General features: G+C 54.7%; 24 protein-coding genes. 4 read left to right on the top strand and 20 right to left on the bottom strand.

Features of this window, described 5'->3' with window-relative positions; genetic code table 11:
• Window positions 1-246: 246 nt before the first annotated feature.
• The 10 genes from BKX98_RS05295 to coaD all read right to left on the bottom strand — a co-directional run bounded on the left by BKX98_RS05295 (window position 247) and on the right by coaD (window position 9,399).
• A complete protein-coding gene (locus BKX98_RS05295) occupies window positions 247-1,521 on the bottom strand; it encodes a CDP-glycerol glycerophosphotransferase family protein (RefSeq protein WP_083586629.1) in 1,275 nt (424 codons plus the stop codon).
• 45 nt (window positions 1,522-1,566) lie between these two features.
• Complete coding sequence (locus BKX98_RS05300; RefSeq protein ID WP_073706370.1) at window positions 1,567-2,028, bottom strand: adenylyltransferase/cytidyltransferase family protein; 462 nt, start codon at window positions 2,026-2,028, stop codon at window positions 1,567-1,569.
• Window positions 2,029-2,092: 64 nt separating this feature from the next.
• The gene (locus BKX98_RS05305) at window positions 2,093-2,983 is read right to left on the bottom strand and encodes a glycosyltransferase family 2 protein (protein WP_073706371.1); all 891 of its coding nucleotides are present in this window, start codon (window positions 2,981-2,983) and stop codon (window positions 2,093-2,095) included.
• A 40-nt stretch (window positions 2,984-3,023) separates the two neighbouring features.
• A complete protein-coding gene (locus BKX98_RS05310) occupies window positions 3,024-3,842 on the bottom strand; it encodes a CDP-alcohol phosphatidyltransferase family protein (protein ID WP_073706372.1) in 819 nt (272 codons plus the stop codon).
• 2 nt (window positions 3,843-3,844) lie between these two features.
• A complete protein-coding gene (locus tag BKX98_RS05315; protein ID WP_073706373.1) occupies window positions 3,845-4,882 on the bottom strand; it encodes a glycosyltransferase family 2 protein in 1,038 nt (345 codons plus the stop codon).
• A gap of 7 nt (window positions 4,883-4,889) precedes the next feature.
• Window positions 4,890-5,777, bottom strand: a complete 888-nt coding sequence (locus tag BKX98_RS05320) for an ABC transporter ATP-binding protein (RefSeq protein WP_233125278.1) — start codon at window positions 5,775-5,777, stop codon at window positions 4,890-4,892.
• Window positions 5,767-6,615 (bottom strand): ABC transporter permease, encoded by an 849-nt coding sequence (locus BKX98_RS05325; RefSeq protein ID WP_073706474.1) that lies wholly within the window; start codon window positions 6,613-6,615, stop codon window positions 5,767-5,769. The genes BKX98_RS05320 and BKX98_RS05325 overlap by 11 nt, the downstream gene beginning before the upstream one ends.
• 118 nt (window positions 6,616-6,733) lie before the next feature.
• Window positions 6,734-7,822, bottom strand: a complete 1,089-nt coding sequence (locus BKX98_RS05330; RefSeq protein WP_073706374.1) for an LCP family protein — start codon at window positions 7,820-7,822, stop codon at window positions 6,734-6,736.
• A 117-nt stretch (window positions 7,823-7,939) separates the two neighbouring features.
• Window positions 7,940-8,839, bottom strand: a complete 900-nt coding sequence (gene galU / locus BKX98_RS05335; RefSeq protein ID WP_073706375.1) for a UTP--glucose-1-phosphate uridylyltransferase GalU — start codon at window positions 8,837-8,839, stop codon at window positions 7,940-7,942.
• Between the two features lie 89 nt (window positions 8,840-8,928).
• Window positions 8,929-9,399: a pantetheine-phosphate adenylyltransferase gene (coaD, locus tag BKX98_RS05340; RefSeq protein ID WP_073706376.1), complete on the bottom strand. Its 471-nt coding sequence runs from the start codon at window positions 9,397-9,399 to the stop codon at window positions 8,929-8,931.
• A 112-nt stretch (window positions 9,400-9,511) separates the two neighbouring features.
• Between coaD and BKX98_RS05345 the strand changes: the two genes are divergently transcribed.
• The gene (locus BKX98_RS05345) at window positions 9,512-10,723 is read left to right on the top strand and encodes an aminotransferase class I/II-fold pyridoxal phosphate-dependent enzyme (protein ID WP_073706377.1); all 1,212 of its coding nucleotides are present in this window, start codon (window positions 9,512-9,514) and stop codon (window positions 10,721-10,723) included.
• Window positions 10,720-11,502 carry a spermidine synthase gene (locus BKX98_RS05350; RefSeq protein ID WP_073706378.1) on the top strand — a complete coding sequence of 261 codons (783 nt, stop codon included), beginning with the start codon at window positions 10,720-10,722 and terminating at the stop codon, window positions 11,500-11,502. The genes BKX98_RS05345 and BKX98_RS05350 overlap by 4 nt, the downstream gene beginning before the upstream one ends.
• Here BKX98_RS05350 and rsmD read toward each other — a convergent pair.
• Genes rsmD through BKX98_RS05370 form a run of 4 tightly spaced genes read right to left on the bottom strand, consistent with a single transcriptional unit; the run spans window position 11,479 to window position 16,297 of the window.
• Window positions 11,479-12,063, bottom strand: a complete 585-nt coding sequence (gene rsmD, locus BKX98_RS05355; RefSeq protein WP_073706379.1) for a 16S rRNA (guanine(966)-N(2))-methyltransferase RsmD — start codon at window positions 12,061-12,063, stop codon at window positions 11,479-11,481. The genes BKX98_RS05350 and rsmD overlap by 24 nt on opposite strands.
• A 19-nt stretch (window positions 12,064-12,082) precedes the next feature.
• Entirely contained in the window at window positions 12,083-14,269 is a 2,187-nt protein-coding gene (locus BKX98_RS05360) for an ATP-dependent DNA helicase RecG (protein ID WP_073706380.1), read from the bottom strand.
• The gene (locus BKX98_RS05365) at window positions 14,262-15,230 is read right to left on the bottom strand and encodes a DAK2 domain-containing protein (protein ID WP_073706381.1); all 969 of its coding nucleotides are present in this window, start codon (window positions 15,228-15,230) and stop codon (window positions 14,262-14,264) included. The genes BKX98_RS05360 and BKX98_RS05365 overlap by 8 nt, the downstream gene beginning before the upstream one ends.
• 23 nt (window positions 15,231-15,253) lie before the next feature.
• Window positions 15,254-16,297, bottom strand: coding sequence for an LCP family protein (locus tag BKX98_RS05370; protein ID WP_073706382.1), 1,044 nt, complete (start codon window positions 16,295-16,297; stop codon window positions 15,254-15,256).
• A gap of 141 nt (window positions 16,298-16,438) precedes the next feature.
• Here BKX98_RS05370 and BKX98_RS05375 point away from each other — a divergent pair, with 141 nt between their 5' ends.
• A complete protein-coding gene (locus BKX98_RS05375; protein ID WP_073706383.1) occupies window positions 16,439-16,888 on the top strand; it encodes a DUF3515 domain-containing protein in 450 nt (149 codons plus the stop codon).
• Between the two features lie 74 nt (window positions 16,889-16,962).
• On the opposite strand, the gene BKX98_RS05380 is transcribed toward BKX98_RS05375, so the two are convergent.
• The 6 genes from BKX98_RS05380 to leuC all read right to left on the bottom strand — a co-directional run bounded on the left by BKX98_RS05380 (window position 16,963) and on the right by leuC (window position 23,557).
• On the bottom strand, window positions 16,963-18,075 hold the full coding sequence (locus BKX98_RS05380; RefSeq protein ID WP_073706384.1) for a D-alanine--D-alanine ligase family protein: 1,113 nt from the start codon (window positions 18,073-18,075) through the stop codon (window positions 16,963-16,965).
• Complete coding sequence (locus BKX98_RS05385; protein WP_073706385.1) at window positions 18,075-19,076, bottom strand: NAD(P)H-dependent glycerol-3-phosphate dehydrogenase; 1,002 nt, start codon at window positions 19,074-19,076, stop codon at window positions 18,075-18,077. Before BKX98_RS05385 ends, BKX98_RS05380 begins: the two co-directional genes overlap by 1 nt.
• Window positions 19,077-19,142: 66 nt before the next feature.
• Window positions 19,143-19,826 carry a 1-acyl-sn-glycerol-3-phosphate acyltransferase gene (locus BKX98_RS05390; RefSeq protein WP_233125279.1) on the bottom strand — a complete coding sequence of 228 codons (684 nt, stop codon included), beginning with the start codon at window positions 19,824-19,826 and terminating at the stop codon, window positions 19,143-19,145.
• A 95-nt stretch (window positions 19,827-19,921) separates the two neighbouring features.
• On the bottom strand, window positions 19,922-21,241 hold the full coding sequence (murA, locus tag BKX98_RS05395; RefSeq protein WP_038991428.1) for a UDP-N-acetylglucosamine 1-carboxyvinyltransferase: 1,320 nt from the start codon (window positions 21,239-21,241) through the stop codon (window positions 19,922-19,924).
• 256 nt (window positions 21,242-21,497) lie between these two features.
• Window positions 21,498-22,103, bottom strand: coding sequence for a 3-isopropylmalate dehydratase small subunit (gene leuD / locus BKX98_RS05400; RefSeq protein WP_066137887.1), 606 nt, complete (start codon window positions 22,101-22,103; stop codon window positions 21,498-21,500).
• A 14-nt stretch (window positions 22,104-22,117) separates the two neighbouring features.
• The gene (leuC, locus tag BKX98_RS05405; RefSeq protein WP_073706475.1) at window positions 22,118-23,557 is read right to left on the bottom strand and encodes a 3-isopropylmalate dehydratase large subunit; all 1,440 of its coding nucleotides are present in this window, start codon (window positions 23,555-23,557) and stop codon (window positions 22,118-22,120) included.
• Between the two features lie 122 nt (window positions 23,558-23,679).
• On the opposite strand from leuC, the gene BKX98_RS05410 reads away from it, so the two are divergent.
• Window positions 23,680-24,405: an IclR family transcriptional regulator gene (locus tag BKX98_RS05410; RefSeq protein WP_073706386.1), complete on the top strand. Its 726-nt coding sequence runs from the start codon at window positions 23,680-23,682 to the stop codon at window positions 24,403-24,405.
• Window positions 24,406-24,407: the final 2 nt, after the last annotated feature.

The raw sequence follows: 24,407 nt of genomic DNA on the forward strand, positions 1-24,407 counted from the left end.
TTCGATTCTACGGCCTACGCCGAGAGCTACACGCGTACGAAAAATATCCACCGGGGTCCTTCAGAAGGGGGTCTTACCAATAGACCCAAAAAGACGGAGCCTATCTACCATCCGATTCTCTCGCAAAGCGTGTCCGAATTGCCTAATTAAGGACCGAGTGTTGTTAGTTTGAAAACACAACAGCAATGAATACGACCCCAAGTTCACAGGTATTGTGATTTGGGGTCGTACCAATGGCAACAGTGACTAACTGTGCCAACCTCGGAAGTTCTGCAGTTTGCTCTGGCGTTCGTCGATGAGCTTTTCAATAACTTCCTGGAAGCGCTGGGTGGAATCCCCTCGGCTTAACTCGCCAAAGTAGAACTTGCGCATTTCGAGGCGTTGTTCTTTATGCCGGTCGTGGACCAGAGCATCATTAAGAACTTCACGCACGTTGGACACGGAGTCACGATCGATGACATGACATGCCTTGGCGATAGGGGCGTCCCTGTGCAAGATTTCACGATTTGTACGACGATCTGAAATCACCAGTGGGTTCGCAGGATGCAGGTACAAATAGTCCAGCCCGACGCTTGATACGTCGGTTACCAGTGCATCCGTGGATTCGAACATCGCCAAAATATTGCCCTGTTCGGAAATGACGTGATCGGCACCCGATTCATTGGCGATCGCAATGAGTTCCATGATGCGCGAGTGCGCTTGGGCAACGCCATGATTCTTGCTTGTCTGGATACGCGGATGGGGCTTGTAGATAATCCGCCAATTTGGATTCGCTAGCAAAGCCTCGACGATGGACACACCGTACTTATCCAACGAGGTGTAGTTGTTATCCTCGTTTTCGCCTTCCCACGTTGGCGCGTACATGACATCTAGTTTGTCACTAGGATCCAGTTCGGGCTTGAAATCAATGTCCAGCTGCGGACGACCGGTGACCTCAAGCTTGCTGCGGTCAAAGTCGATCAGCATTGCTTCATGGCGCTTAATAGCGGCTGGACCCGCAACAAATACCTTGTCGTAGGCCTTTGCTTTGTTTGAAACCATCGACAGCTTGTCGCTTTCGCCGTGATTCACGTGAACATGCACCAGACGAGGGTGGTCTAGGGACTGGAAGTTGGAACGCGAGTTATTCGTATAGATAACCAACTTCAGTTCATTGTCGTCATACAAATCCATCAGGTCTGAGAAACGGCGGATGTAAATCTTCGGAAGATCAGTAAATTTCTCAGCAGCTTTGAAAGCGCTCAGCGTACGGAAGACCAGCAGAACTTCTTGCTTCGCATGCAGTTCTTCGAGCACTGGTAACCACTGAGTTACTTGGTAGATCTTGTCCGCGCCATCGCCGAAGTACACCGCGACAGTTCCAGGAACAGGTATACCCGAAACACCAACGTTGAGGCCGCCTGGGCGCGTGTTCAGGCCCATGACCCTTGATAGTCTTCTTGCCTCTGGTCGGCGCCCCACTTTCCGAAGCGCGTTCTTGACGCTGGACTTAATGGTGGCTGAAATATGGTCGCTAGACATGGGAACTTTCGAAAATCTAGAAAAGCAGGTGTGCAAATGGACTAATTAGCTCAGTTCTTTAACGATCTGGCTGAGGGTATCTAACGTATCCTTCAAGGATTCCACGTGGCGTTCATCAAACTGGCTGAGGACGCGTTTCATCTCGGTGGTCGAAATTCCCGAAGTACGAGGAAGGTAAACGACCTCGACTTCATCACCAAGGTCGTCGAACTTTCCCTTCCAGTCCTCACCAATGCCGAACACCTTGGCATCATACTTCTTGATATCCAGGCGCTTCTGTTCCCAATTCTCTTCCGGAATCGCAAGATCGACGTACTTTATGGCCTGCACGATCTCACGGCGCTGTTCAAACGGTACAACGGGCTTCTTGCCTTTGATTGCGTTGAATTCATCTGTGGATACACCGACAACCAAACGGTCGCCCTTTTCCTTCAGACGCTTGAGGATGTTGAGATGACCAATATGGAACAGGTCGAACGTTCCGTAAGTCAATACAGTTTTTGTCATGGGTCCCTCTCGAAGCGAAATATTAGATTTTTTGCGTAGCTAGTAGGCTATCTTGTACTTGTCGTTAGATAATAGGCGCACGACCCGCGAGGGCCATGCGAGCTATGGTTTTCCATCTAAGTTTAGACCGTGGTTCGCGGTACCAGGGGCTGCCGGACCAGCCTGCACGCCACCCGGCTAAATATTGGGCCACAGCGCTTTTGTTATGTCGCAGCCGCAAGCACTCAATCAGCATCCAGGATGTTGGATAAATCCAACGCAGCGGCATCGGCAAATTACGACGGGCGAGCCATACCCTGTTGCGGGCATTCAACCGATAAAATCCGTCGTGGCGTCGTGGATCGACGATTGGATGGCCAATCTGCATGTCGCCGGCATACCAGACGTAGGTGCCGGTATCCCATACACGCCAGGCAAGTTCAATTCCTTCATGCGCGTACCAGAATCCCCCTGCCCAGCCACCTGTGGCATCAAAGATTTTGCGGGTGGTCACCAAACAGGTTTCGCCCACGTGGAAAACCTTGCTTGGTTCGACTGCCGTACGTTTTTTCAAACGAGGAATCCAGCGCCTTGGATTCTGCTCTTCATTCTCCGGGTCTGTGATGCGCGGCTGCAACAGCCCCATGCGGGGATAGTGTTTGAATCGCTCTACAGCCGTGATCAAGAAATCGTCATCGATGAACCATGAATCGTCGTCAAGGAAGCACAGGTACTCGCCTCGTACCTGATTCACTCCGGCATTCCGGCCGGCCGGAATGCCCAAATTCTCCGGAAGAAAATGAGTTTTGATGCCTTCCGGGATATCCGTTGGATCCCATCCGTTGCCGACAACAACAGCATCAATCGACACTGATCGTTGGGCTAGCAAAGATTCCAAGGCACGCTGGAGCTCAACCGGGCGGTTACCCATGGTCAACACAACTACACCGATAGTCGGCTTAATCTCTGCAGGCATTTGTCCTCTAAGGCGGTGGGGTACAGGCAATACGGTCAAACTATGCTTTGAGGCGGGATGAGGCCATGTTGGACAGGAAATGCCCGATGTTCACAAGGACGCATGCAGGCAGCAGGATCCAAATCATCCATTTTTCAGCAATTGCTGGTGCACCCGCAATCATGGAGATAATCGAGCATCCTAGGATGATCAGCGACAGTTCCACAGCGTGCAGGAGCTTATGGAATGGCAAGAAGCGAGCCAGCGAACGCAATTTTCCAACAAGAGATGTTGTTGGAACAGATCTGGCGGCTGCCGTATCCGGCAATTTTCCAAGCCCCGCCATGCCTCGGGCTGCATGAACCATGAGCGACTGCGAACGATTCAGGACCAGAAGCACTGACAAACAAGCGGCCATAAACAATGTTGGCCATGCCTGCTCGCCAGTTGAATTCTGTGTAGAGAGTTCCGTGTAGACCCGGTAACCCAAGGCAATTGGAATCAACGCCTCAGTTGTGTGGTGTCCAACCATGTCCATGAAGATACCGCGGGGAGATTGCGTTCCCCTCCAGCGCGCGACTTCTCCGTCAGAGCAGTCGAAATACAACTGGACCTGAGACAGGAGCACTGCCAGCAGCGGCCCCCAGATGCCAGGGATCAATAGCGCTAGAGACATCCCCCAACCGGCAAGGATCATCAACCCGGTGACTCCGTTGGCGCTGATTCGCGTACGTACCAGTACTGCGGTGAGGTAAATCGAGATATGACGCAGGTACAGTTCAGCGGTCCAGTGCTCGGCATTTTTTCGCGCACGAACTTCCGGAGGTTGGCAGACTGTCCGCAACTGTTCAAGCGTCGGGTTCTTTGGACGATCGGCCATGACTACTTCACGCGTCCCTTGTCGACGGTGCCGGATGCTCCAAATATGCGACCTTTGAGGTATCCGACGGCCCAAGGCAAATGAATTGCGGGGAAAGCACATGCTGCCAACAGCTTGTCTTTCAATCCCCTCGCGTTGCTTGCCAGTCCCGCTGCCAAAGTGATCACGGCATATACGGCAGGCACAGCCTTAGCCAAGTTCAGAGACAAACGTACCCAGTTCGGAACTTCTTGGCGAATTAGTGGCTCAACGACAGTTGCCACCAATCCTGTCCCGACGCCCAAAAGCAAGAGCGGTGGAACATCATGGCGCAACGATTTCCCTTCCGGGAAGCGTCGAGCAATTTCAGCCCTCCAGGTACCCGAGGCCATCGACTGGCTCATTAGAGACTTGAAGTTATCACGTGGGTAATAGCCGACCTTGAGTTCAGGATCGAACCAAACGGTGTGGCCTGCCTGTCGAATTCGCAGACAGAGTTCCCAGTCTTGGGCACGCCACAACTCCTCATTATAAAAACCGACTTGGTCGAATACTTCGCGACGGAAGATACCAAGGTACGCAGACTCAGCTGGTCCCTCGGGCGCGCCTGAATGATATGCAGGCCCGCCAAACCCGAACTTCGAATGATAGGCAGCTGCTATCCCCCGCTGGACGGATGTACGTCCTTTGGCGTCCATCAGTCCCCCCACGTCGTGTGCATTCGCACGGAAAAGGGTCTCGATTCCTCGCCGTGTATAGTTCGACGGCAACTCGCTGTGGGCGTCAACGCGTATGACAATAGGCATCGTGGATGCGCGGATTGCCAGGTTCAGGGCAATCGGGGTGCGCCCCAGAGGGTTATCGACAAGAACGATTCGCGAGTCGGACTCAGACAGGAGCTTTGCCACGTCGTTGGTTGAATCCGTACTTGGCCCCAGCGCGAGAACGACTTCTTTCTCTCCGGCATACTCTTGTGCCAAGATCGAGGACACTGCCTCTTCCAGATAGTCCGCTTCATTGAGCACAGGCATTACATAAGAGACACCAGGAAATTCTGTCATTCCGGCCTTACTTCTTCGCTTTCAGATGCTTTTGATATTCCTTGATCACGGTATCCGGATCGCCGTCCATCATCTGGACGCCTTTTTCGATCCAAATCACTCGATTGCAGGTCTCTTTGATAGACCCCATGGAGTGGGAGACGTTGAAGATCGTTCCGGCGCTATCCCTAATTTCACGAATCTTCGCTTCACTCCGTTTGCGGAACTTGGCATCGCCAACTGCTAATGCCTCGTCGACAATCAAAATGTCGTGCTTCTTTGAGGCAGCGATAGCAAACTTCAATCGAGCACTCATCCCCGACGAGTAAGTGCGCATTGGAAGATCGATAAATTCCTGCAGTTCAGCAAAGTGCGTGATGTCCTCACGCATTTGTTCAACTTGCTCACGCGAATATCCAAGGGCGAGTCCACCCAAAGTGATGTTCTTGTCGCCGGACAGGTCCGGTATAAGTGCGGCTCCTACGCCAAGCAAGCTTGGACGTGACCTCGCGTAAACGGCACCGTCGGATGGAGGAGTTAGCCCGGTAATGGCTTTTAACAAGGTTGACTTACCTGAACCATTCGAACCGATCACACCGATAGATTCATTTTCATATGCAACGAATGTTATGCCTTTAAGCGCATGAACAGTACGTACGCCCTTAAGCTTCGGTTGCAACAATCTTCGCGCCCCAGCATTTCCTACTGCTTTGCCACTCGAAAAGACTTCATACTTCACGTGAAGATTATCGACGATTACGACAGGCTGACGGGACTCGTCGATCTGTAGGTTGGAATTCTTGATCTGTTCGGGCTTCACGACATCAATGAATGAGGTGTCATCCGAAAATATAGGAGCAGGCTCGTATTCTGGATGCAGCTCCGGATTGATCAGGTCATCAAAACTAATTCGCACGTCCGTACCGTTCCTCTGCCTTCCAGAAGTAAATTAGACCGACTAGCAGCATCGCTACGGCCCAAGCTGAGATTACCCACCAGGCCCACGGATCGTACACGGCCGTGTTCATAACCATTCCACGCGCAAGCTGGAGAGTCTGATAAACCGGATGAATATCAAAGATCGCGATCATCCAGGGCCACTGGCTCAGTAATCGGTCCGCACTGAATAGGACGCCAGACGTATAGAAAAGCACTCGACTTATCAAAGGAAGCAATTGGGTGAAGTCACGGATATGAACTGTGATGCGTGCACAAATCAAGGCAATACCCAGATTAAATACCGTGAATATACCGATGATGGGGATGATCGCTAGCCAACTCCACTTCGGTGTAGTCCCCAGTATCATCGCGTAAATGAACATGACACCTACCATCGGCATCAACGTCAAGACATTCTGGGTAATTTGCGCAACTGGTAACGAAAGTCGGGGGAACGACAGCGACTGGACCAGAGCATTATTCCCTGTAATCGACTTTGCGCCGCCTGTCATCGAAGTCGAAAAGAACTCGAACAAGAACACGCCGATAATCACGAATACCGGATAATCCGGAGCCTTATTGCCGCCTTGAAGCACTCCGAAGATGAATCCGTACATGAGGGCATTGAATGTCGGCTTCAGCACGATCCAGATCACACCGAGGCGATTTCTCTGGTTTTCTCTCTGGACACGTGCTTTCGCAAGCTCGTAAATAAACTCACGACGCTGCCACGTCTGTTTCAGATAGTTGACCAAAGTAGGTCTTGCCCCAACTCGGTGCAAGCCGTACTTCTCGGCCTCCTCTGCAACTGTCATGCGAAATATGTCCTCTTGTTCGAATGCGATTTGGTGCATTTTCGGCTAAGCATAGATGTTCAAAGTCTAGTTGATGGAGAGCTGTTCTTCTTGCTTTCCACCTTCAGTATGGTGTAGTTCATCCCACATCCGGCACTAAGGGTGTTTCGGGCGGATTTTCCTGAAGATACTCAGCCATGGCGTCATCTTGCAAGGCTTCGCTTATCTGAGAAATGGCAAGTTCGCTAGCCAACTCAATAGATTGCCCGTCTGCCCTAGTAGACGTTCCAGCGGTTGGCATAGTGAACATCTCCATATTTTGGGTATCCACGTCTTTGAGTTGCAATCCCAGCCCGACGAGAGTTGCGGCATCAAAGTCCTCATCAAATGTCAGATAAGGGGAAACCTTGTCGATGATATCGTAAAGCTTGATCGGGTTAGCCAATGTCTCTGATGAGAGCATTTGATTCGCTGCTGCAGCGATGAACTTTCGTTGATTCGCGACACGTTGGTAGTCGCCGTTGGTAAACGACTTTCTCTCACGCACAAATCGGAGTGCACGATCGCCCTCCAGCGTGATGTCACCAGCTGGGTAATAGTAATCCGTATCGTTCGCTGTGAATGGTATGTCATTTTTAACCGTCACTCCGCCGAGAGCGGTGGATAATTCGCGGAACCCTTCGAAATCAACCATGACTACATGATCAAGCTTTGTTTCGAAAAGTCCTTCAATTGTTTGCAACAACAGTGGAACTCCGCCTAGAGAAATGGCTGCGTTGAGCTTGTTCATTCCAAATCCTGGGATCTCCACGTACATGTCTCGAACCATTGACATAACGTAGACCTGCGACCGATCTTCAGGGATGTGAACGAGCATCATGGAATCGCTTCGTTGCGATACTGCTCCGTCGAGAGCCTCGGAATCGGTTGCCTCTTCATCCGCATGATCGACGCCCAACAGTAGGACGTTCATAGACTTGTCTTCAGGATCTTTGATCGGACGGGCTTCTTGCTCGGCGTCAGAAAATCCTAGCGTGACGGTGTTGGATTTCGTGTTGAATTGTCTTTGCAAATCAAACAGAAAGTATCCGGCGCCGAGCGCTGCCACCAGTATCACCACAGCTACAGACGCAACGAGGCCCTGTGTTCGTTTCTTTTTCTGACGTTCAGCTTTGGTCCGTGCACTCCGCGACAAAAATATTGAATCTTGGTCTTGCACTGATTCCATTCCTATTCCACCCGGGTTACGGTCTCCCGAAGTCAGCGATATGCCAGGGTGGCTTCGCGCAATGAAAAAGACTACCCAAGATAAATGTGATTATCCTGAGTAGCCTCTGTCCGTTCGTTAGTCAGTTAGGTCTTTGACAAATCCCTTCAACCACGTCTTTAGCCCTGGTCCAAGGTCTTCGTTTTCAACGGCCAACGTAATATTCGCCTGCAAATAGCTCAGCTTGTCACCGGTGTCGTAACGACGTCCGCGGAAGACGACGGCGTGAACGCCAGATCCTTCACCATCAGCCGCAGCCAGAACCTGCAAGGCATCCGTGAGTTGGATTTCGTTTCCACGACCAGGTGCCGTGTGCTCCAGGACTTCGAAAACGCGAGGGTGCAGTAGGTACCGGCCAATGATGGCCAGATTGCTAGGTGCTTCATCAATTGCGGGCTTCTCGACTAGAGCATTTACTTTTACGAAGTCTTCGCCATCCACTTTCGATACATCGGCACATCCGTAGGCGCTGATCTGTTGCGGTTCCACTTCCATCAAGGCAATGACGGAACCACCCGTTGTGCGTTGAACCTCGGCCATGACGGACAACAACTCGTCTCGTTCGTCAATCAAGTCATCGCCTAGCAGTACCGCAAATGGTTCGTTACCTACGTGCTGCTTTGCACATAAGACGGCATGTCCCAAACCACGAGGGTCGCCCTGACGCACATAGTGGATGTCACCAAGGTGAGTAGCCTCGTGAATAGCGTCAAGCTTTTTCTTGTCGCCCTTTGCTTCTAGAGAGAATTCTAGTGACGGGACTCGGTCGAAATGATCTTCAAGAGCTCGCTTATTTCGACCTGTAACCATTAGCAGATCAGTAAAACCGGATTTCACAGCTTCGGCAACGACGTACTGGATTGCTGGTTTATCGACTACCGGCAACATCTCCTTAGGCATAGCCTTCGTTGCAGGAAGGAATCGAGTGCCCAAGCCTGCCGCTGGAATCACTGCTTTCGTAATAGCCGATTGTGGCATTTTTTAAAACCCATTCAATTAGTTCGAGTGAAAGTCTGGGATGCTTTATTTTATCCATAGGTTGTGGAAGCACCAATTCCGACCACACTTCACGGGGTCAGAAGTCTTTTGATAACAGCTCTTGGGAAGTACTCATCAACGTCCCCGCCAAGTGCCTGTACTTCCTTGAGCAATGAAGATGACAAATGCGTGTAGCGCGTATCGGCCTGAAGGAAAACAGTTTCAACTCCAGTCAGATGCCGATTCATCGTGGCCATGGGAATTTCGTATGCGTAGTCAACAGTGCTGCGCAATCCCTTGACGATTGCTTCGGCGCCCTGCTCCTTGCAGAAATCAGCAAGCAGGCCTTGGCCCATCGGGACAGCGGAAACCCCGCGCAGTCCCCCGACAGTCTCCTCAACCATCGCTACGCGCTCATCTTCGCTGAAGCGGTACTTTTTGGAGTAATTGGTGGACACAGCGACGATCACCTCATCAAACAGGCTCGCTGCGCGCGCAATAATCTCGACGTGTCCGTTGTGAATTGGGTCAAAAGAACCCGGGCATACCGCTCTTCGCATGTTCTGAATCTATCAAGAACTCTCGCCAATTCAGCGAACTGGTATGAATGTCTCGTAAAGATTCAATGACTTAATGCCCATGTTCCCCTATACACGAGACGATAATGGAACCATGAGCATTGAATTGACTCCATGGCGGCGGACTGCCTATGGTGCTAACCTCCTAGATTCCGCTGGCCGGCCGGGAGTGACCATCTTCGAAGAAATCACGGGATTGGCCAACCTTCATCAGGCAATTAACCTTGGGCAAGGATTCCCGGATTCCGAAGGGCCGGAAGAAATCAAGAAAATTGCTATTGATGCGATCGAGAATGGCGCTAACCAGTATGCGCCCGGTTTAGGAACTCCTTCGCTCCGCGAAGCCATAGCTGCCCACCAGGAGCGCTTCTATTCATTGAAGCTCGACCCCGAATCCGAGGTAGTTGTTTCGACCGGGGCTACCGAAGCTATCGCTGCTTCTTTACTTGCTTTCCTAGAACCTGGCGATGAAGTAGTGACCTTTGAACCGTATTACGATTCCTATGCGGCCATGATCGGGTTGACCAACGCAGTGCATAAGGTCGTTCAGCTCAAGGCTCCGAAATTCGAGCCGGATATGGATGACCTTCGACGTGCAGTCACAGACAAGACCCGTGTAATCGTTCTGAACAATCCCCACAATCCAACGGGCACAGTTCTAGATGTTTCGGTGCTTCAGGAAATCATTGCCCTGGCACATCAGCACGACTGCATCATCATCTCCGACGAGGTCTATGAACACCTCTCTTTCGGTATTCGGCATGTTCCGATCGCGAGCTTGCCAGGTGGATTCGAGCGAACCATCACCATTTCTTCGGCAGGCAAGTCTTTCTCCTTTACCGGCTGGAAAGTTGGATGGGCAACCGGCCCCCGCGAGCTGATCACTGCCGTCCGTACCGTAAAACAGTTCATTACCTATTCCTCGGGCCCTGCGTTCCAACCCGCTGTCGCACAAGCCTTGAATCTTCCTGATGCCTTTTTCGAACGCTTCGCTGCCGATTTAGGACAGCAGGGAGAAATTCTCGCATCAGGCCTGGAACAAGCTGGGATCCCAGTCATACGTCCAAAGGGCACCTACTTCTTGGTTGCTGACGTACGCAGCTTTGATCTGAACGACGCTGCTGAAGTAGCACGCATGATGCCCGAGCGCGTAGGCGTTGCGGCGATTCCAATGTCTGCATTTGTCCATCCCGAGAATCAGCAAGACTACCAAGGACTGTTGCGTTTCGCTTTCTGCAAGAAGCGTGAAGTCATTTCCGATGCCGTCGAGCGCCTACAGCTGCTGCCAAAGGTGCTCTCCCGATGACGCGCAAGCCTGCCAAACGGTGGCTCGGATTCATCCAGGAACACGCCACTATTTACGACGATGATCTGATCCCCGGGTCGAAAATACTAGCGATCGGCGATGCGCCTCAATCCCATGTGAATCTTTCCCATCCGGAAGAAGTGTTCTACGAGTATCTCGCACGCATAGCTAACCATCTGAAGGTCTTGCGCCCAGAAAAGCACCCATTGAAGATGCTTCATCTAGGTGCAGGTGCATTGACCTTGGCCCGTTGGGCGAGTGTGGTTTACCCATCGAGTACCCACGTGGCTGTAGACATTGAGCGCGAACTTCTTGATTTCGTTCTCACGCATCTTCCGTTGCCGGATGACTGCCACTTGTCACCGATCGTCGCCGATGCGAGGAGTGTACTTGCCGAACAACTTGCTGGTGAGAAGTTTGACGTCATCGTCTTGGATATTTTCTCTGGCCCGGAAGCACCAGAACACCTGACTACGGCGGACTATTACGCCGAACTCAAGAACTCTTTGGCCAATGACGGATTGCTCTTCGTGAATATCGGCGATGATCCGCCCTTGAATTTCACTTGCACCCAAGTCGAGGCGGCAAACTCCAGCTTTGAGTTCGTGATGTTGAGTTCAAGTCCGGAAATGTTTACCAAGCGCTTCCCAGGGAACTTGATTCTCACAGCGTCGCGCCAACACTTTAGCGAAGACCAAATACTCCAGTGCCAGGCAGCGGGACCGTACCCGTCAGAAGTTCGCCATTCGATGGATCTAGATGGGTTCTGCAAACCATAGGTGCGTTTCGCCGTATTTCTTGTCGGCGAACTTCTGCATGGTGCTTGGCCATGTAGGTTCCGGTGAGCGCCCGGAACGCTCCACAATCACTGTCGCATCCTCAGCCAGGATTTTGGATATTTTCTCGAGGGTGAGAGCCAGTTCTTCTTCAGTCAGCGGGTAGGGAGGATCCAGCAAGACAATGTCAAAGGTCTTGCCGGGCACTCCCGAAATTGCGTTGTAATAGCCGTCTAGGACACTATCAACAGTTCCACGCTGTACCGTCACCGTATTAGCCTTCAACACCTTGTTCACCAGTGACGCGTTTTGCTGGCAAACAGAAACCGCCTTCGGGGCTTTTTCTACCAGAACAACCTGCCGCGCACCGCGACTGGCCGTCTCGATTCCCAGCGACCCCGAACCGGCGAAGAGATCCAGCACTCGGGCGCCGGCAAGAATATCCCAGCTATCCAAGCGGGAGAAGAGGGCCTCTTTGACACGATCCGTTGTCGGGCGCGTTGCATCACCCGGTACGGACTTCAGTGGATGCCCGCCGGCAGCTCCAGCGATAATACGGCTCATTGCCTAGCAATACCTTCAATCAGTTCTTATTCAAAAATTCTTTAGTGGAATCATCAAGCCAATTCCCGGCTGCGCTCAGAAGCCCCGGGTAGTTGCTTCCCCAGTTGGCATCGGCAAGAAGCCTGCCCACATCGGTTCTCGCGTGCTCAATGAGCGAGCGATCCTTGATGATGCTCAGTTCTCGCAACGTCGACCGGCTGCCTGATTGCTGAACACCCAAGATATTTCCTTCTTTGCGTTCAGCCAAGTCTGCCTCGGCTAGGTCAAAACCGTCGATAGTTGACTCGATGGTCTTCAAGCGTCCAACCGACGGATGGTCCGCGTCCAGCCATGTCGTCATGAGGCACGTACCAGGCAGTCCGCCACGGCCTACTCGACCGCGCAGCTGATGGAGCTGCGAGATGCCGAAGCGCTCAGCATCCATGATCACCATCAATGTCGCATTATGGACGTCAACGCCAACTTCAATGACTGTCGTGGAAATCAGCACGTCAATTTCACCACGGGCAAAGGAATCCATGGTTGCCTGCTTGTCTGCCACATCTAATTGCGAGTGCAACGTCTCGGTGCGTATCCCAGCGAATTCAGGCATCCCACCAAGCATTTCTTGCATGGATTCTACGCTCATGGGCTGACCGGACGATTCTTCATAGGACGCCAGCAGAACGCCTTGTTCCGCCGCTGTGTCCGAAATTCTTGGGCACACCACATATGCTTGGTGGCCCTTCTCCACTTCTTCAACAATTCTGGTGAATAGCCTGTCGCGGAAACCGGTCAGCTGCATTGGCACGATATGCGTGTGGATCGGGGCGCGGCCGGCGGGCAAGCGTTTAATTGTGGAGGTGTCCAAATCACCAAAGACGGTCATGGCGACGGTTCTCGGTATCGGAGTAGCAGTCATGACCAGGGTATGAGGAACCGAGTCGACTGCTTTAGACCTCAAGGCGTCGCGCTGCTCGACACCAAATCGATGTTGTTCGTCCACGACGACGAGGCCGAGATCTGCAAACTGCACATGGTCGCTCAAGAGGGCATGCGTACCAATAATCAGTCCAGTCTCACCGCTGGCAATACCCAGCAATGCTTCACGGCGATGGGCACTTTTTGCCGACCCGGTTAGAAGCGCGACGCCTGTTCCTTCGCCTTCGCCGAAAAGCCCAGGTTCGGCGAGCTTGCCAAGCATCTTCTTGATCGAAGCGTAGTGCTGTGCGGCCAGGACTTCTGTTGGCGCTAGGAGTGCAGCTTGTCCTCCGGCATCAATCACCTGCAAGATGGCTCGTAGCGCGACAACGGTCTTGCCGGAGCCGACTTCGCCCTGCAGCAAGCGATGCATTGGATGCGACTGGTCCAGGTCCTTGGAAATTTGTTCACCGACGACAAGCTGGTCTTCGGTCAAGCTGAACGGCAGCTGGGCATCGAATTTGTCAGCTAGGCGGCCCGGCACCGGTGGGCGTGCAATTGCTTTCTGCGCGCCCAGCTGGCGCCCGCGTTCGCCTAACGCCAACTGCAGCATAAATGCTTCTTCAAAGGCAAAGCGCTGTCGAGCGACGTAGGCGTGCTTGATTTCCTTGGGGAAATGGCGATCCAAGAACGCTTGATGGCGTTGTGGATAATGATGCGTGCGAAGAAGTTCCCTTGGAAGAAACTCAGGAAGCTTCTGATCTGTGAAGTGCTCCAGCAACAGCCCCATCAGATCCCGGATGCGCTTATTGGGCAATTTTGCCGAAGCAGGATAGATCGGAATTGGACGCGGATCTGCTTGGGATGCCTCATCCAGGATCGCGTACTCAGGCTGGCTCAACTGCAGGTGGTCCTGGTACCAACCGACCTTGCCGCTGAACATAGCGATAGTCCCAATGTGCAGATCTGTGCGTGCTTGATAGCCATTGAAGAAGGTCATCTTCAGCTCTTGGCCGCCTGAGCTTAGCTCATCGCTGACGGTCACTTCAAAAATGAAACCGCGCCGCGAGTGCATCTGCCGCTGGCTGACGTTGACAACTTGGGCGACAACTGTAACGTGCTCATCGAAGGGAAGCTCTGAAATTGGGGTGAGCTCACCTACCTCAACGTACCGACGCGGAAAATGCCATAAGAGCTCCCCCACCGTCTTATAGCCGAATGCCTTTTCCAGCGCGGTGGAGTTCTTCTTTCCCAGGAATGCTGAGAGCTCTGCACTCTCAAACGAAGTAAGCGTTGTTTCAGCCATCGTGGGTGCACAGATCAGTGACACTGATATTCACCGGGTCACCGTGTTTTCTTATGAGTTCCAGTGCCGGTTCGGCATCAGGAACGTGGACGTGAACGCGCCATCTGTAGGTGTCTTCCTCCAACTGATTAACTGGCGACATGATCACTGAATTGCCCATTGAATCCAATTGTCCGCGCAGAGTAGCGGCACCCAAGGCATCCAGAGCTACGGTGCACATCACTTCCACACCAGTCTCATTGTCCTTATTCAGGTGAATATGTGGATCTTGAACCTGATAGCCATGGAAATTCTCGTACGAATCGAAATCAGTGTCGTCGCTTCGAATGGCAGCGCAGAGTTCATCGATGATGATCAGCATGCCCACTGCGCCAGCATCTACCACACCAGCTTCCACGAGCGACGGTAACTCTGTTTCGGTTCCCTTCACTGCCAATCGGGCCGCTTGGCTCATCTGGGTCAAAACCGAATCCAAAGCTGCGCGGCTCTCCAAATCACTCTTCAGGTGTGCAAGAGTCGAACCTGCGGCCAAAGCGATGGCATTGATCACCGAAAGCATGGTGCCCTCGACCGGTTCGCTCAACGCTGACCAAGAGCGCACCTTGGCACGTTCAAGGCCCAGCGCCAAAAGTGGCGCAGTAAGCCGTTCGCATCCGTTCCATGGTTCACTCAGGCCGCTGAGAAATACAGCCAACAGGGTGCCGGAATTGCCGCGCGCCGATTCCATCGAAGCACGCGCGGCAACTTCCAAGAAGCCACCGATATCGTCGCTTTCCAACTTGCTCACCGCATCGTGACCGGCCCGCGCAGTCAGATACAGATTGCTGCCTGTGTCGCCATCAGCAACAGGGAATACATTGATAGCGTTCAGCCGGTCGGAGTGGTTCCCGAGACTCTTGACGCTCCGTGCTAGCCATTCCCTGATGGCACGCACTGAGGTATCGAGTTTTTGGGGGGTCATGGAAAGTCGGTCCTTCGGTGGAATTAGCGAGATAAGTCAGTAGTTTCTACGAACTCTGCCATCTTGTCTTCTTGCAGTGCCTTGCCAAACTTCTCGATCACGTCCATATCAGGAATGACGATGGACTGGCCGTCGGCTGAACGTCCCGGACCCTTGTTCGGAAGTGTGAAGAATTCCATGTCGCTTGGACGCAAGTCCAGCATAGACGAGGCGTAGGAAGCGACCTTGGCAGCGTCCAGTGTTTCGTCAACTGCGATGAACGGGGCGATTTGGGAAACGACTTCGGAAACCTTGCCGGGGTTGGTCAGGGTTTCCTTGGACATCAACTGTCCCAGCAGCGCCTTGACGAAAAGCTGCTGGTTCTTGACGCGCTGGTAGTCGCTTCCGGGGAAGGACTTGCGTTCACGGACGAATGCCAGTGCTTGTTCGCCATTCAGTGTCTGCACGCCTTCTGGGAAGTACATGCCGTTCACGATCGACTGCCTGAAGGCACGGGGGTTATTGACGGTTACGCCGCCTACAGCATCCGTCAGTCCCTTGAATCCTTCAAAATCGATGGAGGCCACGTGATTAATGCGAACGCCAAAGAGACCCTCGAGGGTCTCAACGGCCTTCGGCACTCCACCGCTGGCGAATGCACGGTTGATTTTTGCCGTGCCTACGCCCGGAATATCAAGCCAGGTGTCACGCATGACGGAGGTGACAAACACGTTTTTGCGGTCTGCAGGGATGTGGACCAGCATCATGGTGTCCGAGCGACCGCCATTGGGCAAGGTACCGAATTCCTCGCTGTCTTCATCCGTATCGCGCGTTGCTCGGGTATCACTGCCAAGCAGCAAGATGTTCACCGCGTCCTTGGACTCTTCCTTGACCTCAGGACGCGTTTCTTCCGCAGGGAACGCGTTGGTAATCGTCTGGCTTTCGGAGTCGAAAGTTCGGCCAAGGTTCCAGAGGTATCCGCCGGCGACGAGTCCAGCGACCACCACAAGGGCAAGCACACTCAAGACGATGGCTCGACCCGTGCGCTTCTTCTTTCGCGGTCGCACTGGATGCTCTTCAAATGACATTTGCTACCTTTCACAGTTTCAACTCTGTACATCTTATCTTTCAGACTGCCCATGTAGGCTTATAACGTGTCTAAAATCAGTTCGAAAGCCCGTCCGTCACCAAAACTTAACCGAAAACTTGTCCAAAGTTCGGCCTTGGTGATGAGTGGTGCTCTTTTGCTTCCAGTACTTGCAGGTTGTGCTTCAGTTGCTTCCGTTGATGCTGCCCCAGACGCGGCCAACCCGCTGTGCGCAGAAATGATGGTTGTCCTGCCCGAAGCCATCGATGATGCTGAACGTCGTAGCACGACGTCCCAATCAACGGCAGCCTGGGGCGATCCGTCCAAAGTTGTCCTGCGTTGCGGTGTAGAAGTCCCCGGGCCGACAACGGATCCTTGCGTATCGGTGAATGACGTTGACTGGGTAGCGCATGAGGACGCGGCAACGAGCATCTGGACCTTGACCACTTATGGCCGGACCCCGGCAACCGAAGTTATCCTCGACCCTAACGTGATCCCGTCGAGCACAGTCTTGGCGACACTTTCAGATGCTGCGCAAAAGATCCCAGCTTCCAAGAAGTGCGTCAGCGTTGACAAGTCAGTGAACTTGTAAGCAACTCGTCGACAAAAGCTTCGGGGTGTGTTGAATTTTCAACACACCCCGAGGTTCCACCAACGTTCCTTGCCCTAGCGCAAACCGATGTTCCGCTCGGTCGCCAGGGCAATCAGCTCATCAATAAGTTCACGGTATGCAATTCCCGTCTTGGCCCACATTTGCGGATACATGCTGGACGGCGTAAAGCCGGGCATGGTGTTGATTTCATTGATGATCCACTCGCCTTCGGGAGTGTAGAAGAAATCAACTCGGGATAGGCCTTCTGCGTCGATGGCGTCAAAGGCCTTGACTGCCAGCTCGCGGATTTCGATCGTGGCTTCGTCGCTCAAGTTTGCTGGGCAGCTGAGCTCAGCTGCGGCTCCATCAACGTACTTGGCTTCGAAATCATAGAAGGTGTGCTGGTTGTCCGCCACCGCAATTTCTCCTGGCAATGAAGCACGCGAGGGTCCGCTGCCGCGGCCTTCAAGAACGCCGCATTCGATTTCCCGCCCGACGATCCCCTGCTCGATGATCACCTTCGGATCCTCGGCCCGGGCGATTTCAATAGCAGTCCGCAGCGCGGACGGATCATCAACCTTCGTGATGCCTACCGAAGACCCTGCGCGGGCCGGCTTGACGAACAACGGGTACTGCAAGTTTTCGCAACGCTTCATGGCAGCTTCGCTATCACGCAGCCACTGCTTGTTGGTGATGACTTCGTAAGGGCCGACCTTGAAGCCTGCCCCTTCAAAAACGACCTTCATGTAGTGCTTATCCATGCCCATCGCACTGGCTGCGATACCGGAGCCCACATAGGACACGCCTGCCATTTCAAGCATGCCCTGGATTGATCCGTCTTCACCGAATGGACCATGAAGCAACGGGAAAACCACGTCAATCTCGCCCAGGTCCGCCACAGCGGAATCCGAATAGGACAGCAATGATGTCTTCTGCGCGTCTGTAGACAGGTGCACCGGATGATCCACCGAGGAAATCTCCGGCAGCTTGCCGGTGTTCAGAGCCCAGCCTTCCGGATCTTCATCCAGCAGGGTCCAGCCTCCGTCGCGGGTGATCCCCACCGGAACGATTTCAAAGCGTTCACGGTCGATAGCGTGCATGACTCCGGCAGCAGTCACGCAGGAAACGGAGTGTTCTGAAGAACGGCCGCCGAAGAGCAAGAGGACGCGAAGCTTGCGTTCAGTCATTAGTGGAGTTCTCCTTCGGATTTCAGCTCACGCGACAACAGGCGTGCGGCCATGTTCTCAACGCTTAAGGTGCCTTCCAGGACCATCACCACTGCTTCGGTAATCGGCATTTCCACGTTATGGGCTCGGGAAAGGTCGAATACGGCACGTGCTGATTTAATGCCTTCCGCGGTCTGCGACATGCGGTCATTGACCTCTTCCAGGAAGAGCCCCTGGCCGAGCAGACGTCCGGCGGTGTTGTTGCGCGAGAGCGAGGAAGAACAGGTAGCGACAAGGTCACCCAAACCAGAAAGGCCGGCCAAGGTATCCAAACGGCCGCCCAGGGCGAGGACCAAGCGAGTGGTCTCGGCCAAACCGCGAGTGATCACTGTGGACTTGGTGTTATCGCCCATCCCCATGCCGTCGCACATGCCTACGGCAAGCGCGATGATGTTCTTGACGATACCGCCAAGCTCGACGCCCAGTACATCATCATTCGTGTAGGGACGGAAGTACGGAGCTGAGCACAGTTCAGCGATCCACTGCCCAATATCGGAATCTGTACAGGCAACAACAGAGGCGGTGGGCTGCTCGCGCGCAATCTCCATGGCCAGGTTCGGCCCGGACAGCACGGCAATCTGCTTGGATGGCAACCCGGTTACTTCAGCGATCACCTGGCTCATGCGCAGATCGGTTCCGCGTTCAAGGCCCTTCATCAGCGAAAGCAGCACGGCGCCTGGTTCAAAGAATTCCTTGAATTTCGCCAATTCCTGGCGCAAGGACTGCGACGGAATTGCCAAGACCACAAGGTCGGCGCCGGTAAGCACTGCCTGCGGATCCGATGACGCGGTGACATTGGCGGGAAGATTGGTTTCGCGCAGGTAGCGTGAATTGGTATGGCGTTCGTTGATTTCATTGGCTGCGTCTTCGCGACGTGCCCAAATCTGAACCGCGAGTCCCTTGTCTGCAACTGAATCGGCAAGCACCTTGGCGAAGGTGGTCCCCCAGCTGCCAGCGCCCATGACGGCGATTTTGCGTGGTAGCGGCTTAGTCAAAGTCAGTCCTCTGGAAGGTGATGATGAAAGTAATTAATTTTCCGGGGTATCGAAATTGCGTCCAGTCTTCGACTGGCCGTGCTTGCTGGGATCCCAACGCACAGCCGGCGCTTCTTCTTGGCGCAGTTCTGCGGTCAGTGCAGTGATTCCGTCCATGATGCGATCTGTGGCTTCCTGCAGCACTGCACGAGTGCGCGGGCCTCCACGCAGATCGTCGAGATCCACTGGCTGGCCGACGGACACGGTGACGTGCTTCCGCGGGAACAGGTACATCTTCTTGGAATAGCGCGGCAGCAGTTCCTGGTCGCCCCAGTGAGCCATAGGCACCACTGGTGCACCGGTTTGCAAGGCCAACCGTGCGGCGCCAGTCCGTCCAACCATTGGCCACAAATTGGGGTCGCGGGTCAGTGTGCCCTCCGGGTAAATGACAATGACACCGCCGGCGTCCAGCACTTTCTTGGCCGCGGACAGCGATTCGCCGGCGTTGGATGCGCTGCGTGATACCGGTACCTGGCCGGTCTCGCGCAGCAGCCAGCCAAGCACTGGAATCTTGAACAAGGACTCTTTGGCCAGCCAGCGTGGCAGCCGGCCGTTGCTGTAAATAGCGTGGCCTACAACCAGCGGATCAATTTCCGTGAGGTGATTGGGGCAGAGGATGTACCCGCCCTGCGGAAGCGTCTCGAAACCCTTCCACGTCTTGCCAATCAAAGCGTTCATGGAAGTACGGACAACGCCCGCCAATACTGAGAAAACCCGCTTGGTCCTTGCAGATTCGCCAGGGGCCAGAATCTTTACCACGAATCTGATCCCCTTTAGTTGCTCAGCTCGACGTTTGCGCCCAGGGCCTGCAGCTTTTCCATGAAGTGCTCGTAGCCACGGTTGATGATCTCGATTCCGGTGACCTTGCTGGTGCCTTCGGCAGCCAGTGCGGCAATCAGGTGGGAGAAACCACCACGAAGATCCGGAACATCGATGTCGGCACCGGTGAGCTTGGCAGGGCCCACCACAACAGCTGAATGCTTGAAGTTGCGCTGCCCGAAGCGGCAAGGGGTGGATCCGAGGCAGTCGGTGTGCACCTGGACAGTGGAGCCCATTCGGACCAGTGCATCGGTGAATCCGAAGCGATTCTCATACACGGTTTCGTGAATGACCGAGACGCCCTTGGCCTGGGTCAAGGCAACCACCAGCGGCTGCTGCCAGTCGGTCATGAAGCCCGGGTGCACATCGGTTTCGAGGATCAGCGGATTAAGATCTCCGCCTGGGTGGTAGAAGCGGATGCCGTCGGCCTTGACCTCGAATTCGCCACCAATCTGGCGGTAGACATGAAGGAAAGCGGTCAGATCACGCTGGGTGGCATCCTGGACGAAAATATCACCCTTGGTGACCAGCGCGGCAGAGGCCCAAGATGCGGCTTCGTTGCGGTCCGGCAGAGCCGAGTGGTCGAAGCCCGAGAGCTTCTCGACACCCTGGATGCGGATCACTCGGTCGCGGTGCACCGAGATGATGGCGCCCATCTTCTGCAGCAGCGAGATGAGGTCCAGGATTTCCGGCTCAATGGCTGCATTGCTGACTTCCGTGACGCCCTTGGCGCGGACGGCCGAGAGCAGCACCTGCTCGGTGGTGCCAACGCTCGGATACTGCAGTTCGAGCTTAGCGCCGGTCAGCCCGTTAGGGGCAGAAATGCGGATGCCGTCGGCTGCTTTGTCCACGATGGCACCAAAGTCGCGCAATACTTCAAGGTGGAAGTCGATTGGGCGGTCACCGATGCGGCAGCCACCCAGATCCGGGATGAAGGCTTCGCCCAGGGAGTGGATCAGCGGTCCGCAGAAAAGAATGGGAATACGCGAGTCGCCGGCGTGGGCATCAATGGCCTGGTTCGAGGCGGTCTTGACCTGGGTAGGGTCCATGGTGAGATCACCGGTCTCGGGATCCTGATCCACCTTGACGCCATGGATTTCAAGCAGGCTGCGGACAACAGCTACGTCCTTGATCTCCGGTACGTTGCGCAATACCGAAGGGCTGTCGCCCAGCAGAGCCGCGACCATGGCTTTTGGCACTAGGTTCTTCGCTCCGCCGACTCGTACGGTGCCCTTTAGCGGAACACCACCATGGATCGTCAGGATCTTACCCATGTATGAATTACCTCATCGCGTAGTCGTTATCGCCCGCCGAAGCATCAAGGCTTTCGAACTGGCAGGACTAAGTAAGCATACCGCCTCTATACCTGCCAGTATGCCCAGATCATCTCGTGGCGCACACATTGTGAGCATGCTTTCAGACAGAGCCATGATGCCCTGCAGAAAAATATTGCGTTGGGAACGCAATGATCCGCTCACCCCTAATAACGCCAGGGATGAGCGGACCATTCCATTTACCTTGAACTCGGTGCTAGCCCGCAGTACGTGCGGGCAAAGTCCTCGGCTTGTGCGCAGGGCGCTTGGCCTCGTATGCGGTGATATCTTCTTCGTGCTGCAGGGTCAGGCCGATGTCATCCAGGCCTTCCATCAAGCGCCAGCGGGTGTAGTCGTCAATCTGGAACGGGGCCGAGATGGAACCGCAGTGAACCGTACGCGATTCCAAGTCCACGGTCACCGTGGTTCCTGGATTGTTTTCCAGTTCCTTCCAGATCAGTTCGATGTCGCTCTGGGCTACTTCGGCGGCGACCAGTCCCTGCTTGCCCGAGTTGCCACGGAAGATATCGGCAAAACGGGAGGAGATCACGGCCTTGAATCCATAATCCTTCAACGCCCAGACAGCGTGCTCGCGCGAAGAGCCGGTGCCGAAGTCGGGGCCCGCCACCAGCACGGAGCCGGTGTTGAATGGTTCCTGGTTGAGGATGAAGTTCTCATCCCGTCGCCACCCCGCAAACAACGCGTCCTCAAAACCGGTGCGGGTGATGCGCTTGAGGTATACGGCAGGAATAATCTGATCCGTATCCACATTGCTCTGCCGCAGTGGAACACCAATACCGGTGTGGCTGACAATCTTTTCCATGACGGTGATCCTTCCTAGACCGAAAGCGGTGCGTTGACGAGGTCGCTAGGCGACGAGAGGGTTCCACGGATTGCGGTAGCCGCGGCTACCAGTGGCGAGACCAGGTGGGTGCGTCCGCCCTTGCCCTGGCGTCCTTCGAAGTTGCGGTTCGAGGTGGACGCGCAGCGCTCCCCCTCGGCCAGCTGGTCCGGGTTCATGCCCAGGCACATGGAACAGCCCGCGAAGCGCCATTCAGCACCGAAATCCTTGAAAATCTGGTCCAGTCCTTCTGCTTCGGCTTCCAAGCGAACTCGCGCCGAGCCCGGGACCACGATCATGCGGACATTGGGGTCTTTTTCCTTGCCCTTGATGACCTGGGCAGCCGCACGCAGGTCTTCCATGCGGGAGTTGGTGCAGGATCCCAGGAACACGGTATCCACCCGGATATCCTTCATTGGGGTACCGCCCTCAAGTCCCATGTAAGTCAATGCTCGCTCGCAGGCCTTGCGGTCATTTTCGTCTTCGAAGTCTTCTGGCGAAGGCACATCCTCGGACAGCGAGACGCCCTGGCCAGGGTTGGTGCCCCAGGTGACGAAAGGCTCGAGTTCATCAGCGTTCAAAAAGACTTCAGCGTCGAAGCGTGCACCCTCATCGGTGTGCAGCTGCTTCCAGTCTGCAACAGCGGCATCCCAGTCTTCGCCCTCCGGAGCATGCGGGCGCCCCTTGACATATTCGAACGTCGTTTCGTCCGGTGCAATCATGCCGGCGCGGGCACCGGCCTCGATGGACATGTTGCAGATGGTCATGCGGGCATCCATGGACAGCGAACGAATCGCTGAGCCGCGGTACTCCAGCACGTAACCTTGGCCGCCACCGGTACCGATCTTGGCAATCACGGCCAGGATGATGTCCTTGGAGGTAACGCCCGGCTTCAAGGTGCCCTCAACGTTGATAGCCATCGTCTTGAACGGCTTCAGGCTCAGCGACTGGGTGGCCATGACATGCTCGACTTCCGAGGTGCCAATGCCAAAAGCCAGGGCACCGAAGGCGCCATGGGTCGAAGTGTGCGAGTCGCCGCAAACAACGGTCATGCCCGGCTGGGTCAATCCCAGCTGCGGACCCACGACGTGGACAATGCCCTGTTCCTTGTCGCCCAAGGAGTGCAAGCGGACGCCGAATTCCTTGCAGTTGTCGCGCAGGGTGTGGATCTGGGTGCGGCTGGTCAAGTCGGCAATTGGCTTGTCGATGTCCAGCGTCGGAGTGTTGTGGTCCTCTGTCGCAATGGTCAGATCCGGACGGCGCAGCGGACGGCCAGCGAGACGCAGGCCTTCGAAGGCCTGCGGAGAGGTCACCTCATGCAGCAGGTGGAGATCAATGTAAATCAAGTCCGGCTGGCGGGCTTCGCCTTCGCCTTCTCCTCGACGCACAACATGTGCATTCCAGACTTTTTCTGCCAACGTCTGGGGCGACTGCATGGCGGACATGCGACACACTCCTCAAGCTACGAACAATTGATACTCCAACTTTGACACTTCATAGAGCGACTTTTCCAGTATGCGGACTTGAATCTCAAATACTGAGACGTGATACTTGAAGCATGACAACAGGCAGCGGCGTAGGCGTACTGGATAAGGCAGCAGCCATTCTCAATGCATTGGAGAATGGCCCCACTTCCCTTTCCCAGCTGGTGGAGCTCACCGAAATTTCGCGTCCCACGGTGCACCGCATTGCCCAGTCCCTAGTCCATCATGGGCTGGTCGGGCGCGACATGCATGGCCGCTTTGAGCTGGGAAACCGCCTGGTGGAGCTCGCCAGCGCGGCCGGCAAAGACCGGTTGGTCAGCGCTGCCGGGCCTGTGCTCATCAAGCTTCGCGACCTCACCGGTGAAAGCACGCAGATTTTCCGCAAGCAGGGTGACTACCGTGTGTGCATTGCCAGCGCCGAGCGTCCAATCGGCCTGCGCGACACCATTCCTGTGGGAACCCAGCTGTCAATGAAGGCCGGTTCAGCAGCCCAGATCCTGCTCGCGTGGGAAGACAATGAGCGCATGGTGGAAGGATTGCACCATGCGCGCTTCACACCGACGATTCTGGCCGGAGTCCGCCGACGCGGTTGGGCTCAGTCGCTGGGAGAACGCGAGCCTGGCGTCGCTTCGGTTTCCGCACCAGTTCGCGGGCAGTCCGGACGAGTCATCGCGGCCCTGTCCTTATCGGGCCCGATTGAACGGCTTACCCGCCAACCTGGCAAGATTCATCACGAAGCCGTGACGAGCGCCGCCCACGAACTTTCTGAACTCCTGCGCGTTCAAAATGACCGTGCATAGCC

It is taken from the genome of Glutamicibacter sp. 0426 (genome assembly GCF_001906485.1).
In the GTDB taxonomy this organism is placed as follows: domain Bacteria; phylum Actinomycetota; class Actinomycetes; order Actinomycetales; family Micrococcaceae; genus Glutamicibacter; species Glutamicibacter nicotianae.

Excerpts from the sequence above, each read along its gene's own strand:
- BKX98_RS05310 (WP_073706372.1), bottom strand. The coding sequence starts at position 3,842 with ATGGCCGATCGTCCAAAGAACCCGACGCTTGAACAGTTGCGGACAGTC.
- BKX98_RS05385 (WP_073706385.1), bottom strand. The coding sequence starts at position 19,076 with ATGGGCGCTGGCAGCTGGGGGACCACCTTCGCCAAGGTGCTTGCCGAT.
- BKX98_RS05370 (WP_073706382.1), bottom strand. The coding sequence starts at position 16,297 with ATGTCATTTGAAGAGCATCCAGTGCGACCGCGAAAGAAGAAGCGCACG.
- BKX98_RS05365 (WP_073706381.1), bottom strand. The coding sequence starts at position 15,230 with ATGACCCCCCAAAAACTCGATACCTCAGTGCGTGCCATCAGGGAATGG.
- BKX98_RS05380 (WP_073706384.1), bottom strand. The coding sequence starts at position 18,075 with ATGACTGAACGCAAGCTTCGCGTCCTCTTGCTCTTCGGCGGCCGTTCT.
- leuC (WP_073706475.1), bottom strand. The coding sequence starts at position 23,557 with ATGCAGTCGCCCCAGACGTTGGCAGAAAAAGTCTGGAATGCACATGTT.
- BKX98_RS05375 (WP_073706383.1), top strand. The coding sequence starts at position 16,439 with ATGAGTGGTGCTCTTTTGCTTCCAGTACTTGCAGGTTGTGCTTCAGTT.
- leuD (WP_066137887.1), bottom strand. The coding sequence starts at position 22,103 with ATGGAAAAGATTGTCAGCCACACCGGTATTGGTGTTCCACTGCGGCAG.
- BKX98_RS05315 (WP_073706373.1), bottom strand. The coding sequence starts at position 4,882 with ATGACAGAATTTCCTGGTGTCTCTTATGTAATGCCTGTGCTCAATGAA.
- BKX98_RS05325 (WP_073706474.1), bottom strand. The coding sequence starts at position 6,615 with ATGACAGTTGCAGAGGAGGCCGAGAAGTACGGCTTGCACCGAGTTGGG.
- BKX98_RS05345 (WP_073706377.1), top strand. The coding sequence starts at position 9,512 with ATGAGCATTGAATTGACTCCATGGCGGCGGACTGCCTATGGTGCTAAC.
- coaD (WP_073706376.1), bottom strand. The coding sequence starts at position 9,399 with ATGCGAAGAGCGGTATGCCCGGGTTCTTTTGACCCAATTCACAACGGA.
- BKX98_RS05295 (WP_083586629.1), bottom strand. The coding sequence starts at position 1,521 with ATGTCTAGCGACCATATTTCAGCCACCATTAAGTCCAGCGTCAAGAAC.
- BKX98_RS05360 (WP_073706380.1), bottom strand. The coding sequence starts at position 14,269 with ATGGCTGAAACAACGCTTACTTCGTTTGAGAGTGCAGAGCTCTCAGCA.
- rsmD (WP_073706379.1), bottom strand. The coding sequence starts at position 12,063 with ATGAGCCGTATTATCGCTGGAGCTGCCGGCGGGCATCCACTGAAGTCC.
- BKX98_RS05390 (WP_233125279.1), bottom strand. The coding sequence starts at position 19,826 with ATGAACGCTTTGATTGGCAAGACGTGGAAGGGTTTCGAGACGCTTCCG.
- BKX98_RS05305 (WP_073706371.1), bottom strand. The coding sequence starts at position 2,983 with ATGCCTGCAGAGATTAAGCCGACTATCGGTGTAGTTGTGTTGACCATG.
- galU (WP_073706375.1), bottom strand. The coding sequence starts at position 8,839 with ATGCCACAATCGGCTATTACGAAAGCAGTGATTCCAGCGGCAGGCTTG.
- BKX98_RS05300 (WP_073706370.1), bottom strand. The coding sequence starts at position 2,028 with ATGACAAAAACTGTATTGACTTACGGAACGTTCGACCTGTTCCATATT.
- murA (WP_038991428.1), bottom strand. The coding sequence starts at position 21,241 with ATGGGTAAGATCCTGACGATCCATGGTGGTGTTCCGCTAAAGGGCACC.
- BKX98_RS05350 (WP_073706378.1), top strand. The coding sequence starts at position 10,720 with ATGACGCGCAAGCCTGCCAAACGGTGGCTCGGATTCATCCAGGAACAC.
- BKX98_RS05330 (WP_073706374.1), bottom strand. The coding sequence starts at position 7,822 with ATGGAATCAGTGCAAGACCAAGATTCAATATTTTTGTCGCGGAGTGCA.
- BKX98_RS05410 (WP_073706386.1), top strand. The coding sequence starts at position 23,680 with ATGACAACAGGCAGCGGCGTAGGCGTACTGGATAAGGCAGCAGCCATT.